The 15,491-nt window shown below is 71.4% G+C and carries 16 protein-coding genes and 1 pseudogene; 7 read left to right on the top strand and 10 right to left on the bottom strand.

Annotated features, from left to right (window positions below):
• Positions 1-57: 57 nt before the first annotated feature.
• Genes araA through HNR16_RS18480 form a run of 4 tightly spaced genes read right to left on the bottom strand, consistent with a single transcriptional unit; the run spans position 58 to position 6,150 of the window.
• Positions 58-1,569, bottom strand: a complete 1,512-nt coding sequence (gene araA / locus HNR16_RS17470) for an L-arabinose isomerase (protein ID WP_158041741.1) — start codon at positions 1,567-1,569, stop codon at positions 58-60.
• The gene (locus tag HNR16_RS17465) at positions 1,566-3,176 is read right to left on the bottom strand and encodes a xylulokinase (RefSeq protein ID WP_158041740.1); all 1,611 of its coding nucleotides are present in this window, start codon (positions 3,174-3,176) and stop codon (positions 1,566-1,568) included. Before HNR16_RS17465 ends, araA begins: the two co-directional genes overlap by 4 nt.
• The gene (locus HNR16_RS17460; protein WP_158041739.1) at positions 3,173-3,985 is read right to left on the bottom strand and encodes an L-ribulose-5-phosphate 4-epimerase; all 813 of its coding nucleotides are present in this window, start codon (positions 3,983-3,985) and stop codon (positions 3,173-3,175) included. Before HNR16_RS17460 ends, HNR16_RS17465 begins: the two co-directional genes overlap by 4 nt.
• Entirely contained in the window at positions 3,985-6,150 is a 2,166-nt protein-coding gene (locus tag HNR16_RS18480; RefSeq protein ID WP_225737966.1) for an ABC transporter permease, read from the bottom strand. Before HNR16_RS18480 ends, HNR16_RS17460 begins: the two co-directional genes overlap by 1 nt.
• Between HNR16_RS18480 and HNR16_RS17920 the strand changes: the two genes are divergently transcribed.
• Complete coding sequence (locus tag HNR16_RS17920) at positions 6,138-6,377, top strand: hypothetical protein (protein ID WP_192498257.1); 240 nt, start codon at positions 6,138-6,140, stop codon at positions 6,375-6,377. The two genes, HNR16_RS18480 and HNR16_RS17920, sit on opposite strands and share 13 nt — an antisense overlap.
• On the opposite strand, the pseudogene HNR16_RS17445 reads toward HNR16_RS17920, so the two are convergent.
• The 6 genes and pseudogenes from HNR16_RS17445 to HNR16_RS17420 form a co-directional block, all read right to left on the bottom strand.
• Positions 6,296-7,816 (bottom strand): annotated as a pseudogene (locus HNR16_RS17445) (sugar ABC transporter ATP-binding protein); the annotation flags it as partial. The gene HNR16_RS17920 and the pseudogene HNR16_RS17445 sit on opposite strands and share 82 nt — an antisense overlap.
• Before the next feature lie 99 nt (positions 7,817-7,915).
• The gene (locus HNR16_RS17440) at positions 7,916-8,905 is read right to left on the bottom strand and encodes an ABC transporter substrate-binding protein (protein ID WP_158041738.1); all 990 of its coding nucleotides are present in this window, start codon (positions 8,903-8,905) and stop codon (positions 7,916-7,918) included.
• A 610-nt stretch (positions 8,906-9,515) separates the two neighbouring features.
• Positions 9,516-10,571 carry a LacI family DNA-binding transcriptional regulator gene (locus HNR16_RS17435; protein ID WP_158041737.1) on the bottom strand — a complete coding sequence of 352 codons (1,056 nt, stop codon included), beginning with the start codon at positions 10,569-10,571 and terminating at the stop codon, positions 9,516-9,518.
• A gap of 218 nt (positions 10,572-10,789) precedes the next feature.
• A complete protein-coding gene (locus tag HNR16_RS17430) occupies positions 10,790-11,098 on the bottom strand; it encodes a hypothetical protein (protein ID WP_158041736.1) in 309 nt (102 codons plus the stop codon).
• Positions 11,095-11,703: an Asp23/Gls24 family envelope stress response protein gene (locus tag HNR16_RS17425; RefSeq protein WP_225737965.1), complete on the bottom strand. Its 609-nt coding sequence runs from the start codon at positions 11,701-11,703 to the stop codon at positions 11,095-11,097. The genes HNR16_RS17430 and HNR16_RS17425 overlap by 4 nt, the downstream gene beginning before the upstream one ends.
• Positions 11,700-12,272 carry an RNA polymerase sigma factor gene (locus HNR16_RS17420; RefSeq protein ID WP_225737964.1) on the bottom strand — a complete coding sequence of 191 codons (573 nt, stop codon included), beginning with the start codon at positions 12,270-12,272 and terminating at the stop codon, positions 11,700-11,702. Before HNR16_RS17420 ends, HNR16_RS17425 begins: the two co-directional genes overlap by 4 nt.
• A gap of 144 nt (positions 12,273-12,416) precedes the next feature.
• Here HNR16_RS17420 and HNR16_RS17415 point away from each other — a divergent pair, with 144 nt between their 5' ends.
• The 6 genes from HNR16_RS17415 to HNR16_RS17390 all read left to right on the top strand — a co-directional run bounded on the left by HNR16_RS17415 (position 12,417) and on the right by HNR16_RS17390 (position 15,430).
• Positions 12,417-12,932 (top strand): Asp23/Gls24 family envelope stress response protein, encoded by a 516-nt coding sequence (locus HNR16_RS17415; RefSeq protein ID WP_158041734.1) that lies wholly within the window; start codon positions 12,417-12,419, stop codon positions 12,930-12,932.
• Entirely contained in the window at positions 12,929-13,117 is a 189-nt protein-coding gene (locus tag HNR16_RS17410) for a DUF2273 domain-containing protein (RefSeq protein WP_158041733.1), read from the top strand. The genes HNR16_RS17415 and HNR16_RS17410 overlap by 4 nt, the downstream gene beginning before the upstream one ends.
• Entirely contained in the window at positions 13,117-13,509 is a 393-nt protein-coding gene (locus HNR16_RS17405; protein ID WP_158041732.1) for a hypothetical protein, read from the top strand. The genes HNR16_RS17410 and HNR16_RS17405 overlap by 1 nt, the downstream gene beginning before the upstream one ends.
• Complete coding sequence (locus tag HNR16_RS17400) at positions 13,506-14,075, top strand: Asp23/Gls24 family envelope stress response protein (RefSeq protein WP_158041731.1); 570 nt, start codon at positions 13,506-13,508, stop codon at positions 14,073-14,075. The genes HNR16_RS17405 and HNR16_RS17400 overlap by 4 nt, the downstream gene beginning before the upstream one ends.
• Before the next feature lie 2 nt (positions 14,076-14,077).
• The gene (locus HNR16_RS17395) at positions 14,078-14,692 is read left to right on the top strand and encodes a hypothetical protein (protein ID WP_158041730.1); all 615 of its coding nucleotides are present in this window, start codon (positions 14,078-14,080) and stop codon (positions 14,690-14,692) included.
• A 399-nt stretch (positions 14,693-15,091) separates the two neighbouring features.
• Positions 15,092-15,430, top strand: a complete 339-nt coding sequence (locus HNR16_RS17390; protein WP_158041729.1) for a DUF2004 domain-containing protein — start codon at positions 15,092-15,094, stop codon at positions 15,428-15,430.
• Positions 15,431-15,491: the final 61 nt, after the last annotated feature.

Here is a 15,491-nt window from a genome sequence, read left to right as displayed (position 1 = left end):
CCACCCGGAACCCGGCGGCGGCGCGCTCGGCTGTGGCGCGCGCTGCAGGGCGTCTCGTTACAGGCCCTGGGCCAGTCGCCAGTAGGCCTGGTTCCAACGGAGCGCGTCGGCGAAGCCGCGGACGGTCGTCGACTCGTCGATCACGACGAGCTCCGTGCGCGTCATGTCCGCGAAGTCCTGGAACGCCTCGATCCCGACGGCCGTCGACATGACCGTGTGGTGCGCCGCGCCCGCCGTGAGCCAGCACGCTGCCGACGTCGCAAGATCCGGTGCCGGCCGCCACACGGCCCGCCCGACGGGGAGCTTTGGCAGTTCCGGCGACTCGACGTTCTCGACGACGTTCGCAACGAGACGGAAGCGCTCGCGCAGATCGCTCAGCGCGACGACGACAGCCGGGCCCGGATCGGCGGTGAAGACGAGCCGCACCGGATCGTCCTTGCCGCCGATACCGAGCGGGTGCACCTCGAGGCGGGGCCGTGCGGTCGTGAGCGACGGCGAGACCTCCAGCATGTGGGCGCCGAGGATGCGCTCCTCGCCCTCGACGAGGTCGTAGGTGTAGTCCTCCATGAGGCTCGCGCCGCCCGGCAGGCCGGCACCCATGACGTTCGCGACGCGCACGAGGATCGCGGTCTTCCAATCGCCCTCCGCGCCGAAGCCGTACCCCTCGGCCATGAGTCGCTGCACCGCGAGCCCCGGAAGCTGCCGGAGCGCCCCGAGGTCCTCGAACGACGTCGTGAAGGCCCCGAAGCCACCCTCCTCGAGGAAGGAGCGCAGGCCGAGTTCGATCGCCGCGCCGTCCCGCAGCGAGGCGTGCCGCTCGGCACCGGGGAGCAGCTCGGGTGCGACGTCGTAGCGGTCCAGGTACTCCTCGACGAGCGCGTCGACCTCGGCGGCCGTCGCCGCGTCGACGGCCGCCGCGAGATCGTTCACACCCCACGTGTTGACCTGCACGCCGAAGCGGATCTCGGCCTCCGTCTTGTCGCCCTCGGTCACGGCGACGAAGCGCATGTTGTCGCCGAAGCGCGCGAGTTTCAGCGTCTGCGCGGCCTGGCGTCCGGCGGCGGCCCGCTGCCACGTCTCGATCGACGAGCGCACGGCGGCGTTGTGTACGTGCCCGACGACCGTCTTGCGCGGCACACCCAGCCGCGTCTGGATGTACCCGAACTCGCGGTCGCCGTGCGCGGCCTGGTTGAGGTTCATGAAGTCGAAGTCGATCTCGTCCCAGGGCAGCTCGACGTTGGCCTGCGTGTGCAGGTGGAGCAGCGGCTTCGCGAGCCGTTCGAGGCCCGCGATCCACATCTTCGCGGGGCTGAACGTGTGCATCCAGGCGATGACGCCGATGACGGTGTCGTCGGCGTTCGCCTCGAGGGCGAGGCGCCGGATCGCGTCGGGATCGGTCAGGACGGGCTTCCACACGACGCGCACGGGAAGCTCGGCGAGCCCCTCGACGACGGTGCGCGATTGCTCGGCCACCTGCCGCAGCGTCTCCTCGCCGTAGAGGCTCTGGCTGCCGGTGACGAACCACACCTCGTAGCCGTCGAGCGTGGTGGTGAGTGGACTGCGGCTCATGCTGCTCCCTTTGGTCGGTCGGTGATCGGCAGCGCACGCGTCGCCGCGGCCTCGACCGCGAGTCCCGCCCGGTACCGCTCGAGATAGCTGCCGAAGCCGGCGGCGTCGCCGGCATCGGGGTCGACGACGTTCGTCGCGGTGGCGCGGAACACGTCGTCGAGGTAGTCGCGCAACGATGTGCGTTGCGCGTGGGCGAGATACGAGGCGAGCACCGCGATGCCCCATGCGCCGCCCTCGGAGGCGTTCGAGGAGACCGCGACGGGCGCCTCGAGCGCGGCGGCGAGGGTGCGCTGCGCGACGCCCTCGGTGCGGAACAGCCCGCCGTGGGCGAGCACGCGTTCGAGGGTGACGCCCTCGTCCGTGAGCACGCGCATGCCGATCGCGAGTCCCGCGAACACGCCGTACAGCTGTGCGCGCACGGTGTTCGCGAGGGTGAACGAGCTGTCCGGGGTCCGCACGAACAGCGGGCGCCCCTCGTCGAGGCCGACGACGGGCTCGCCCGCGAGGTGGTTGTACGCGAGGAGCCCGCCCGCGTCGGCGTCCCCGTCGAGGGCCTCGCGGAGGAGCACGGCGAACGCCACGTCCGGCTCGAGCGCGAGGCCCGCGGCCGATGCGAAGCGCGCGAACAGTCCGACCCACGCGGCGAGTTCGCTCGCCCCGTTGTTGCAGTGCACCATCGCAACGGGTTCGCCGTCGGGCGTCGTGACGAGATCGAGTTCCTCGTGGCGGGCCGTGAGCGGACGGTCGAGGACGACCATCGCGAACACGCTCGTCCCGACGCTCACGTTCGCGGTGCGCGGCGTGATCGCGTTCGTCGCGACCATGCCCGTGCCCGCATCGCCCTCGGGCGGGCAGAGTGGGACGCCGGGCCGCAGCGTGCCGCTCGGATCGAGCAGCACGGCGCCCGCCGCGGTGAGGACGCCCGCGGGTCGCCCGGCCGGGAGCACCTCGGGCAGCAGGTGCCGGAGCGGTCGCGGCAGCTGGCCCGCCGCGAGGCGTTCGTACGCGTCGAGCGCCGCGGCGTCGTAGTCGCCGCGCGCGGTGTCGATCGGGAACATGCCGGAGGCATCGCCGATCCCGAGCACTCGGCGCCCCGTGAGCCGCTCGTGGACGTATCCGGCGAGCGTCGTGACGGCGTCGAGTTCGGGAACGTGTGCCTCCTCGTCGAGCACCGCCTGGTGGACGTGCGCGATCGACCAGCGCAGCGGGATGTCGAGCCCGAGCGCGTCCCCGAGTTGCGCGGACGCGACCCTCGTGGACGTGTTGCGCCACGTCCGGAACGGCACGAGCTGACGGCCCGCGGTATCGAACGCGAGGTAGCCGTGCATCATGGCGGACACGCCCATCGCCGCGAACGCGGTGGGGACGACCCCGTACCGGCCCTGCACGTCCCGCACGAGATCCGCGTAGGCGAGCCGGAGCCCCTCGTGCACGGCGTCGAGTGCGTACGTCCAGATGCCGTCGACGAACTCGTTCTCCCACGCGTGCACGCCGACCGCGAGGACGTCGTGCGGATCCTCGCCGACGAGGCACGCCTTGATGCGCGTCGAGCCGAGCTCGATGCCGAGCGTCGCACGGCCGTCGCTGACGAGATCGGCGGCGCTCATCGTCGCTCGTCCCCCGCCTGGCCGTACACGTGCTGGTAGCGCTCGTACAGCCGGTCGATCGCGTCGACGGGGAGCGGTTCGACGGGCCCCGCCTCGAGCGCGTGGTGCACGGAGCGCGCGACGTCCTCGACCATGACGGCCGCCTTCACCGCGTCGCGCGGCGACACACCGATCGTGAACGGCCCGTGGCCGCGCATGAGCACGGCACGGCTCCGGTGGCCGGACAGCGTCTCGACGATGCCCCGCCCGATCGAGTCGTCGCCGATGATCGCGAACGGTCCGACGGGCACGGGACCACCGAACTCGTCGGCCATCGCCGTGATGACGCACGGGATCTCCTCGCCGCGCGCCGCCCAGGCGACCGCGAACGTCGAGTGCGTGTGGACGACGCCACCGACCTCGGGCATGTGCCGGTACACGTACGCGTGCGCCGCTGTGTCGCTCGACGGACTGCGCTCGCTGCCCGGCGATCCGGGCACGGCCCGGCCGTCCAGGTCGCAGACGATCATGTTCTCGGGCGCGAGTTCGTCGTACGACACCCCCGAGGGCTTGATGACGAACAGCTCGGCGCCCGGAACGCGTCCGGACACGTTGCCGCCGGTCCACACGACGAGGCCGTAGCGGACGAGCTCGGCGTGCAACGCCGCGACGTCGCGCCGCACCGCGTCGATGCGCGCGTCCAGGTCGTCGTGCCCGGCTCTGTCGTCGACGAGGTCGCGCTCGTCGCGGTCGGCTGCCGCCGGGCGGGCGCCGGCGAGGTCCGCGTCCGTAGTGGTGCCGTCGGCGACGTCGTCCGTGCGCTCGTCCATCATTCGTCCTTCCGTCGCGTCACCGCACGCTGGAGCAGCACGAACACGAGCAGGATGCCGCCCGTGATGATCGTCACCGTCTCCGGCTTGATCGTGCCGTCGCGCGTGATGAGCACGTTCATGAGGCCGAGCACGATCGCCCCGACGACCGAGCCGAGCACGAAGCCCGCGCCGCCGGTGAGCAGGGTGCCGCCGATGACCGTCGCGGCGATCGCGTCGAGCTCCCAACCGATGCCCGTGATGTTCTGCCCGATGCCGAGCCGCGCCGTGTAGACCACGGCGGCGACGCCCGCGAGCGTGCCGCTCACGAGGTAGACGGTGAGCTTCGTGCGGTGCACGGGCAGGCCCATAAGCTTCGCCGACGCCTCCGACCCGCCGATCGCGTACACGGTGCGCCCGAGGCGCGTGCGGTGCAGGACGAACAGGGCGGCGAGCACGAGGGCGACCGCGATGACGACACCGCCCGTCACGACGAGATCGTTCACCTTCGGCCCGTCGATGATCGTGATCGGCGCACCGAGCGCGCGCATCGGGGAGTCGTCGGCGAGCCGCTGGGGCTCGGTGCTGAGGATGGACGCGAGGCCGCGGCCAAGGAACATCATCGCGAGCGTCGCGATGAACGGTTGCACATCGAAGTACTGGATGAGGACGCCGGACACCGCGCCGGTCGCGGTCCCGATGAGGATCATCACGAGCACGGCGAGCCAGGGGTTCCAGCCGGCGTTCGCGAGCATGACGCCCGCGACGGAGGACACGGCGATGACCGCGCCGACCGAGAGGTCGATGCCGCCTGTGAGGATCACGAACGTCATGCCGACCGCGAGGATGATGACGTGTGCGTTGTTGATGAGCAGGTTCGACAGCGTGTTGTACTGCAGGATGCGGCCGTACGCGATCTCGCCGTATACGATCATCGCGATCGTGATGACGACGGCCGCGAGCGTCGGCAGCACGGACGGGTTGGAGCGGAACGCGGTCCTCGTCCGCTCGACGAGTCGCTGTGCCGCGGGAATGCGGCTCGCGATCGGTGTCGCGGTCATGCGCTGCTCCCTTCGGTGGTGGGTGAGACGCCCTCGGCGGGCGGGACGCCCGGGACGGACGGTGTCGCCGCTCGGCGTCGCGCGAACAGGGCGCGGACCCGCTGCGACTGCAGCAGGCACAGCAGGACGATCACGGCGGCCTTTGAATGCGGGCGTCGCCGAGGCCGGGATGCCGAGGAACACGATCGTCTTGTCGAGCGTCGCGATGAGCAGTGCCCCGACGAACGCACCGCCGATCGAGAACCGTCCGCCGGCGAGCGAGGTGCCGCCGATGACGACGGCGAGGATCGCGTCGAGTTCGAGCTGGTACCCCGTGCGGGAGATGTCGACGGTCATGACCGAGCCGACGGCGAAGATGCCGGCGATGCCCGCGAGCAGGCCGCTCAGCGTGTAGACCGCGACGACGAACCCCGCGGGGCGGATACCCGCCATGCGGCTCGCGGCGGGGTTGATGCCGATCGCCTCGATCATGAGTCCGAACGCGGAGCGCCGCACGATGAGCGCGACGAGCACGGTGATGCCGACCGCGAGGAGGAACACGACGGGCAGGCCGACGACGTAGCCGTTCGCGATCCACTGGAACGGTGCGTTCGCGGCGTTCGTGTTCTGCCCGGCCGTGATGACCTTCGCGATACCGCGCCCGGCGAGCATCATGATGAGTGTGCTGATGAACGGCTGCAGTCCGAGCGTCGTGATGAGGACGCCGTTGACGGCACCGATGAGGGTGCTGACGAGGAGCGCGAGGCCCACGGCCGCGAGTGCCGCACCGACCGAGTCGGCCGCGGCGGCGCTCTTCAGGAACTCCATCGACACGGCGCCCGAGACGACCATGATCGAACCGACCGACAGGTCGATGCCCCGCGTCGCGACGACGAGCGACATGCCGACCGCGATCATGATGACGGGTGCGCTCACGCGCAGGATGTCGATGAGGTTGCCGACGAGGTTCCCGTTCTGCGGGTTGATCGACAGCGCGAGGTAGCCGGGATCCTTGACGAGGTTCACGACGAGCAGCAGCGCGATCGCGACGAGGGCCCAGAACCACGGCGCCCGGAGCAGATCTCGGCCGCGTTCGAGCGGCTTCGGTGGCGCCGGAGCCGCGAGCACGGGTGGTGGGGTCGTCATGCGCTCGTCTCCCGTTCGTCGTCACCGCGTTCGTCGGGGATGTCGGAAGCGACCTCGGCGTCAGGCTCGCCCTCGGCGCCCGGCTCGTCGCGCGGCATCCGTCCGGCGGGTTCGCCGCCGTCGTCGGCCACGTCCCCGTCCGCAATCTCCCGTCCGACGCGATCGCGTCGACGATCGACTGCGCCGTCGTCGTCGCATCCACCTCGATCTCGCCGATCTTGCGGTGATCCTTCATGACGACGATCCGCTCGCTCAGCCGTACGACCTCCTCCAGTTCCGAGGAGATGAAGACGACGGAGGTGCCCTGCTTCGCGAGCTCGACGACGGCCTCCTGGATCTCGGCCTTGGCCCCGATGTCGATGCCGCGCGTGGGCTCGTCGAGGATGAGCAGCTCGGGACCCGTCGCGAGCCAGCGGCCGAGCAGCACCTTCTGTTGATTGCCGCCGGAGAGGTTGCGGATCGGTCGGTCGGGGTCGGCGGGCCGTACCCCGAGTTCGGTCATGTAGGTCTGCACGATCCGTTCCTTCTCGGCCTTCGGGATGGGCCGTGCCCAGCCGCGCCTGGCCTGCACGGCGAGGATGAGGTTCTCGCGCACCGTGAGGTCGCCGACGATGCCCTCGTCGCGCCGGTTCTCGGTCGAGTACGCGATGCCGTGCCGGAGCCCGGCGTCGGGTGTCGCGAGGGTCACGGTCCGCCCGTCGATGTCGATCGACCCGGCGTCTGCGCGATCGGCTCCGGAGAGGAGCCGTGCGAGTTCGGTGCGGCCCGATCCGAGGAGCCCGGCGACACCGAGCACCTCACCGCGCCGGACGACGAGATCGGTCGGCTCGACGCGCCCCTTCCGTGCGATGCCGTTCGCCTCGAGGAGCACGCGCCGCGGCTCGTGGTCGGCGAGCTCGCTCGCCTCCCGATCGATCGAGTCGAGGACCGCGAGCTCCTTGCCGATCATGAGCGAGATGAGGGTCGACCGGTCGAGATCCGCGGTCGGGTATTCGCCGACGAACGTGCCGTTGCGGAGCACCGTGATGCGGTCGCTGATCTCGTACACCTGATCGAGGAAGTGTGAGACGAAGAGGATCGCGACGCCTCGGTCGCGGCGATCGCGCATGACGTCGAAGAGTGCCGCGACCTCGCCCGCGTCGAGGCTCGACGTGGGCTCGTCGAGGATGAGCACACGGGAGTCGGTCACCGTCGCGCGGCTGATCGCGACGAGATGCTGCATCGCGATGGAGATGCTCGACAGCGGTGCGCGCGGGTCGAGGTGCCCGAGGCCCATCCCCTCGAGGACGTCCCTCGCGGCGGCGTAGGTCGCCCGCCAGTCGATGCCGAACCAGCCGCGCACCTCGTGGCCGAGCATGAGGTTCTCGCCGATGTCGAGATTCGTGCAGAGATTGACCTCCTGGTACACGGTCGAGATGCCCGCGGCCTGCGCGTCGGCGGTCGTGCGGAAACTGCGCGGCTCGCCGAGCACCGAGATCGTGCCCGCATCGATCGGGTAGACCCCGGTGAGGGCCTTGATGAGCGTCGACTTGCCGGCGCCGTTCTCGCCCATGAGGGTGTGGACCTCGCCCGGCAGCAGGCGGAAGTCGACACCGTCGAGCGCCTTCACGCCCGGGAAGGCGATGGTGATGCCCGTCATCTCGACGACGGGCGTGCGTGCGTCCATGATCACTCCGTTGTGTGGGGCCGACGGGCCGGGCGTCGCGGTCGTGCGGGCTCGCCGAAGGAACCCGGTGGGCGGCGACGCCCGGCCGTCGGTGTCGGATCAGTACTCGCGGCCCTCGTCGAGTGCCTTCTGTGCGTCCTCGGGGGTGGCGAACACCACGCTCGGGACCGTGATGTCGGGCTCGACGGTCTCGCCCGCGAGCACCTGCTGGACGGCTTCGAGCGCGGTCGGGCCGAACAGCGGGTTGTACTCGGCGACGAAGCTCAGCTTGCCCGCGGCGAGTGCCTCGAGTGCCGGGGTCGTCCCGTCGATCGTCGCGATCTTCACGTCCACACCGGGCACGAGTCCTGCCTCCTCGACGGCCTGCACGGCCCCGAGGCCCATCTCGTCGTTCTGGGCGATGACGAGTTGGATGTCGTTGCCGTTGTCCTTGAGGACCGTCTCGAAGACGCTCTTCGCCTCCTCGGTCGACCAGTCCGCGGTCTGGGAGCCGACCTTCTCCAGCTTCGTCGCCGCACCGGCGACGTTGTCCCAGCCCTGGTTGCGCTCGTTCACGACGCCGACGCCCGAGGGACCCTCGAGCACGAAGTACTTCGCGCCGTCCGGGAACTCGTCGACCGCCCAGGTCGCGACGGACTCGGCGACCGTGACGTTGTCGGGCGCGATTCGTGTGACATAGAGGCTCGGGTCGTCCGGCTCGATACCGCGGTCGATGAGGACCAGGGGGATCTCCGCCTCCTGCGCGCGCTTGAGCGAATCCTCCCAGCCGGTGGCTTCGGTTGCCGAGAGCAGGATCACGTCGACGCCCTCGTCGACGAACGACGTGAAGGCATCGATCTGCGACTTCTGGTCGAGGTTCGCCGCGGGTGCGTACTTGAGGTCGAAGCCGGCGTCGGCCGAGAACGTCTCTTGGATGTTCGCCTCGTTCGCCGCGCGCCAGTTGCCCTCGGGACCGACGGCGACGAATCCGACGGTGATCGTGTCGCCGCCACCGCCGTCGCCACCGCTCGCGCACGCGCCGAGTGTGAGCGCCATCGCGCCTGCCGCGGCGAGACCGATGAGCGATCGGATCCGATTCCTGTGTGCCATGCCATCTCCTCCTTGAGATCTCGGGTCGTGTCGCCCGAACGGGCCGTGCCGCGCGGCACCGGTCAGGGTGTGCGCGGTGTCGGCGCAGGACCGAACGTGTTGCCCACGATGATGTTACCGGTAACAAGAGCCGTTTCGAATCTTGCCCCGGCTCGCAGCCGTCACGCCGGTCGCCTCGGTCCCGCGAGCGACCAGCGGGCGACCGACCGGCCCGCACAGCCGTCGGGAGCCGACGGCTCAGACGCGCCCCGAGGAAGGCGGGCACCGGCGTCGCGCGCTCCGGACACCGCGCGGCGGGCATCCGGGGGCCGGCGAGGGCTCCGACGTCGGCGGGAGGTGTCACCGTGCGGTGGGTCCCGCCGTCGCGACGAGCGTTGCGGCGTGCCCCGCCTCGGTCGGGGGTGCACGTGCGCGACAGGACACGCAGGCCCGACGCGTCGACGCGCGTCGCGGCCGCCCTGCCCTCGGCTGAGGACGCCCCACCCGACGCATCCCGCGGATCCACCAACACGACGAGTGTCGTGTCCTCTCCCACCCCGCCCCGGGACACACCCACCCGACCGATCACGACGGGCCGCCACCGAGGCCGGCGTCGCGGCCGGCCCCGCCCTCAGTCCGGGGTACTCCCCCGCGGCGGCGCCGTCGACTCCCGGACCACGAGCTCCGCGGGCGTCGTCGCCCCGTCGACGGATCCGTCGCGTTCGAGGGCGCGCACGAGCAGGCGGAGGATCGTCGCGCCGAGTGCGTGGAAGTCCTGCCGGACGGTCGTCAGCGGTGGCAGGAAGTGGCGGGCGTCGGGCAGATCGTCGAAACCGACGACGCTCACGTCCTCGGGCACCCGCAGGCCACGGTCGTGCAGGCCGTGGATGACCCCGAGCGCCATCTGGTCGTTCGCGACGAACACGGCCGTCCCCGTCCCGAGGTCGGGCGACTCGAGTGCGTAGCGGTAGCCTGCGTCGCTCGACCAGTCACCCACACCCGGTTCGACGATCTCGAGGCCCGCGCGCTCGAGCGTCGAACGCCACGCACGTTCGCGTTCGCGAGCATCGAGCCAATCGAGCGGGCCCGCGAGGTGGCGGATGCGTGTGTGCCCCTGGTCGACGAGGTGTTGCACGGCCTCGCTCGCGCCCTTGCGCTGGTCGACCGAGACGGAGAGGATGCCGTCCCCCGCATCCGCCGCGACGACGAGCGTCGGCACGCGCGGTGAGCTCTCTCGGAGCGCGGCGAGCGACGACGAGCGCGGCGCGATGACGCACATCGCCTCGACCCCCTGGGTCATGAGGTACTCGACCCCGTCACCCACCCCGCTGCGCGCGTCCTCGCCGACGGAGGCGGTCGTCACGGTGTAGCCCGCGGCCCGCGCAGCGGCCTCGACGCCGCGGACGGTGCTGCCGGGGCCGAACTCGACGGCGCTGTCGACGAGCACCCCGATGCGCTTCGTCCGACTCGTCGCGAGGGCGCGTGCGATCGAGTTGCGCGTGTAGCCGACCTCCTCGATCGCGCGCTGCACGCGCTCACGCGTCGACTCGCGGATGTTCGAGTGCCCGTTGAGCACGCGGGAGACGGTCTGGTGCGAAACGCCTGCGACCTCCGCGACGTCGTAGATGCTGGGGCGCCCGCCCTCACGACGTCCGGCCTCGCGACCCCCGGCATCGGTCGTGCGCATGGTGCCCCTTCCGCGCTCGTACCGACGCCTCGGTCGGGGACGACGTCGTCGTCACGGGCTCAGGCTACCGCCCGCCCCGCGAGGACGTCACAGCCCCCGCTCGCCGCGTTCCGGGTGGTTCTCGGGGTTCCGGGTGCCCCGGAACCCCGAGAACCACCCGGAACGCGGCCTGCGTGAGATCGGCCTGCGCGAACTCGCGGCGGCTCGCGGCCGCCGCGTCACGTGATGCGAGCGACCCTGAGCTTCACGCGCTCCGACGGTGCCGCGGCGAGCAGCGCGTCGGCGGCCGCGCGAGCGACGTCGGGGCTGCGCGCGCCCCGGCTCGTCGCGATCGTCGCGCTCACGGCCTCGGGTGATCGCGTGACCGCGTCCTCCTCGCGCACGTCGCGTCCCGTGACGGTCGCGGCGAGCCATGTGACGGAGGCGACCACGGCGCGCACGCCCGCCTGCGGATACACCGCGACCACGCCCGGCACGGTCACGAGCAGTTCGTCCAGCCGCACCTGCGGCGTTCCCGGAATCGTCATCGCTCCCCCTCCTCCACGATCGACCCGCCGGGCCGTGACACCGGGCCGTGCACGTCGGCGATCACGATGTCGACGGCCTCGACCCGCAGCTCGGTGTGCTGCTCGAGCGCGGCGAAGACCGCCGCGCGCAGACGCTCGGTGATCGCCCGCACGTCGCTCGGCCACACGACACTCGCCGTCAATTCGACGCGGATCGGCGCGCCGGGCGTCTCGACGTCGCCGACGAGGTCGCTGCGTGCCACGAACACCCCGTCGACCGCATCGCCCGTCGCACGCAGCATCGCGTGCACCGCACCCTCCGAGATCGACAGCTCGACGCGCGGATCCGGGTGATGCAGCGGCAGCTCCCGGCCCGGGCGCAACTCCCGCACGATCGTGTCGCGGATGTCGTCGAACCACGCGCGCGACGGCTCGGGCAGTTGCTCCGCATCCGACTCCAAGAGCTCCTGTGAGAGCCTCAAGACGTTCTCGAGCGAGTCGAGCGCGTTGAGGCACTCGGGACACGACTCGATGCGTTCGTCCCTCGGCGTCCGACCCGATTCGAGGTACTCGCTGAGCTCCTCGAGGGTCGCGCCGCACTCGAGTTGCGGCTGTTCGGTGGTCATCGCCATTCCTCCATCCGGACGGTGATGCTGGTTCGTGCCCGCGCGAGACTCCCGCGCACGGTGCTCGCGGGGAGCCCGAGCTCCTGCCCGATCTCGTCGTAGCTGAGCCCCGCACCCTCCCGCAGCAGCCAGCACCGCCGCTGCGTCTCGGGCAACGAGTCGAGGGCCCGTGCGAGGGCTTCGAGCTGCGCGGAACGGATCGCCGAGTCGTCGGGCGAGGCGGCTGCGGGCGCGACGGGTTCGACGGTGTCGAGCGGGACGGGCACGGGCCGCCGCCGCACGAACGTCGTCGCCTCGTGGCTCGCGATCCGCATGAACCACGCGCGCACGGCCGACGGGTCGCGGAGGGTGTCGAGTTTTCGCCACGCGACGATGAACGCGTTCTGCACGACGTCGTCCGCGTCGGCCCTCGAGCCGACGATGCGGGCGACGTACGCGCGCATGAGCGGGGCGTGGCGTCGCACGAGTTCCCCGAACGCATCCGGATCCTGATCGAGAGAACGAGCGACGAGGATCGCGTCGCTCACGGGCACCTCGGTGCCCGCTCCGAGCTCGTCCGTCGACGTCACGATGCCTCCCGAAACATCTCCCGAAACTTCTTCGTGACGAATGCGCCCCTCCGGGCGTCTTATGTGTGAGCGACCATAACGCTCCCGTGCGGGACCGCACTGAGTCCCGCGTCGGAATCCACGTCACGACCTGAGGGAGTCATCATGACCGAGCAGGATCTCACCACGAGCAACGCCGGCGTCGAAGCCGGCACCCACACCCCGGCGGCACCCGCCTCGCGCGTCGACCGGGTCGACCGCGGATCGCGGGTCACCGTGACCGACGCGAGCCGTGCCGACGGGACCGGCAGCACGACGATCGCCGAGGGGGTCGTCGCGAAGGTCGCCGGCATCGCCGCGCGCGAGGTCAACGGCGTCTACGCCCTCGGCGGCGGCGGCGCACGGACCCTCGGCGCGATCCGCGACGCGATCAACGCGACCGACCTCACGCAGGGCGTCAAGGTCGAGGTCGGCGAGACGCAGGCGGCGGTCGACATCACCCTCGTGGTGGAGTACCCGGCGCCCATCCAGGCCGTCGCGGCCGAGGTCCGTGCCGCCGTCACCCGCGCGATCACGCAGCTCGTCGGCCTCGAGGTCGTCGAGGTCAACATCGCCGTCGACGACGTGCACCTGCCCAACGTCGACGACGACAACGACCACAACGAGTCGCGCGTCTCATGAGCACGACCGCCTTCGGGACGCTCGTCGGCGTCCTCCTCGCCCTCGCCGCGCTCCAGTTCGGGTTCTGGGGATTCCTCCTCGCGGCCGTGTTCGCGATCATCGGCGGGCTCGTCGGACGCTTCGCCTCCGGCAAGCTCGACCTGCGTGCGATCGTGAACGCGTTCACCGGTCGGCGTACGTCGTAATGGACGCGCGTCAGGGCGTCCCGCCCGCCGACGCCGTCCCGAAGGCGGACGGCCGGGCCGAGCCCGCCGGTCGCACCACCGTCCAGGAGCGTGTGCTCCGTCGGGTCGCCGAAGCGGCGTCCGCCGAGGCCATCGGCGTCGGCATCGGCGATGTGACGGCCCGACTCGGGCGCTATCGGGGGGATCTCGCGCTGCAGATCCGCTCGCCGTTCCCGGTCCCGGATCTCGACGACGAGGCCGCCGTCGCGGCAGCCGTTCCCGTCGCCGAGCGGGCCGCGGCGATCCAGATCGAGCTCCGTGACCGCCTCGAGACGCTCCTCGGACGGGGCATCGGCCGCGTCGAGATCCGCATCGACGGCGCGAAGGTCAGCACACGGAGGAGGGTCAGATGAGCACCGAAGGTTCCGTCCGACGCGTCGTCCGCCGGGAGCTGACCTCGCCGCGGAGCGTCGCGATGACCGTCGTCGTCGTGCTGCTCGTCGCCGCCCTCGTGTGGGTCGCGGTCGAGCTCGTGCTCCGCATCCTCGGTCGCACGGCGCTCCTCGGGTCGCCCGGACCGGTCCTCGACGGCATCGTGGCACTGCCCACCGAACCCGCACCGTGGGTACCCGGCGTCGCCGTGGCGGCCGTCGTGATCGGTCTCGTGTTCGTCGTCCTGGCGGTGACGCCGGGGAAGCGTCCGCGTCACGCGCTCACGTGCGGGACGCGCGGCGTGATCGCCGACAACGGCGTCATCGCGTCGGCACTCGCTCGGCACCTGGCGGAGGAGCTCTCGCTCGAACCGTCCTCGGTCGTCGTCGGGGTCGGGCACCGCACGGTCGACGTGCGGGTGAGCCCCGAGGCGGGTTTGCCCGTGGACCGAGCGGTGGTGCGGAAGATCGCCGAGGGCGAGTTGTCGCGCTACGGCGTCACGCCACGCCCGCGCACCTCGGTGCGCGTCGCAGAGAAGGGGGAGTGACGATGAACAACACGAACCGTGGGCTCAACCGCCTGCTCGTGGGGGTCTTCGGACTCGCGCTGCTCGCCGGCGGGGCGGCCACGCTCGCCGCGCTGTACGTTCCCGAGTTCGGTCGTCTCTGGACGCAGGGCACGACGGCCGCGCGCGATTGGCTCGCCGCTGCCGAGTCGGCGTCCCGCATCGGCGACTCGGCCGTGACGTGGCTCGAGGTCGGGCTGTTCGCCGTGATCGTCGTGCTCGTGGTGCTCCTGCTCGCGCTCCCGATCCGGGTCGTGACGAGGAGTTCGCGGCCGCGCGAACGCGGTGTCGGGTACGACAATCCGCTGGGCCGGGTCGTCGTCTCGGACGCGTTCTCGTCCGATGCGCTGCGGCAGGCGCTCGGGTCGCGCGACGAGATCCTGTCATCCCACGTGGGGCTCCGCGACGTGCGCGGGACGGAGGTGCTGCAGGTCGCGGTCACGCCACGGCAGTCGACCCCGCCCGACGAGGTCGTCGGCACGCTCGACCGGTTGCTCGACGGGCTCGAGAAGCTCACGGGCCCGGGCGCGCCGGCGATCATCACGATCCACTCGAGCTTGCGGACGAAGTTCGCAAGCGAGCAGCGCCGGGTCGACTGAACCGGCGCCGCGCCGCAACTCCAGGGGGACGAACCACACCCGTCCTTCGCCACGACGAGTGAGATCGACACGAAAAAGGCCGGGTTGTTGCTACCGGGCCCGGGGCCCGGTAGCAACAACCCGGCTTTCTATCGCCGGACAAGGGTCGCGGGGAGCCCTCGCAGCTGCGGCTCGGGGAGGGACTCGCGGGTCCAGCGCGGGGCGTCGCGGGCGGGACTCGCGGGGCGTCGCGGGCGGGACTCGCGGGGCGTCGCGGGCGGGACTCGCGGGGCGTCGCGGGTGGGACTCGCGGGGCGTCGCGGGCCGTGCTCGTACGATGGGCTGCGCCGCGGCGAACCCGCCGTCCGGCGCAGCCAGCGTGCCGTTCCGCGTGAACCGGCCGCCGAACGGAGGGCGACCATGACCGACGAGCTCGACACGACCGCAACCGCCTACGAGTCACAGGCCCGCGCCGCCATCCTCGCCGAACTCGACGAAGACGCCGACGTCGCACGCTTCGTGCGTTCGCACCTCGACGAGCTCGACGCCGACTATTGGGTCGAACACTTCGGCACGCCCGCACCGACCGCCGAGGCCGTCGTCGCAGGTCTCGAGATGGGCTGGGCCCGCACCGACGAGGAGGACGAGGAGATCTGGCACTCCGTCGACTTCGCCCTCCCCGACGACGCGAGCGAGCAGATCCTCGTCGTGAACTTCGACCGCGACGGCGCGGCGGGCGATGTGACCGTCGAGAACTGACGCACCCCGAGGCGTGGCGGCGAGTGCCCACCCCGGCCGCATCGACCGTCTCCGGAACCGG

Source organism: Pseudoclavibacter chungangensis (genome assembly GCF_013410545.1).
Lineage (GTDB): Bacteria > Actinomycetota > Actinomycetes > Actinomycetales > Microbacteriaceae > Pseudoclavibacter > Pseudoclavibacter chungangensis.
Note: the sequence above shows the minus strand (reverse complement) of the source record. Positions and strands in the feature narration are given on the sequence as shown.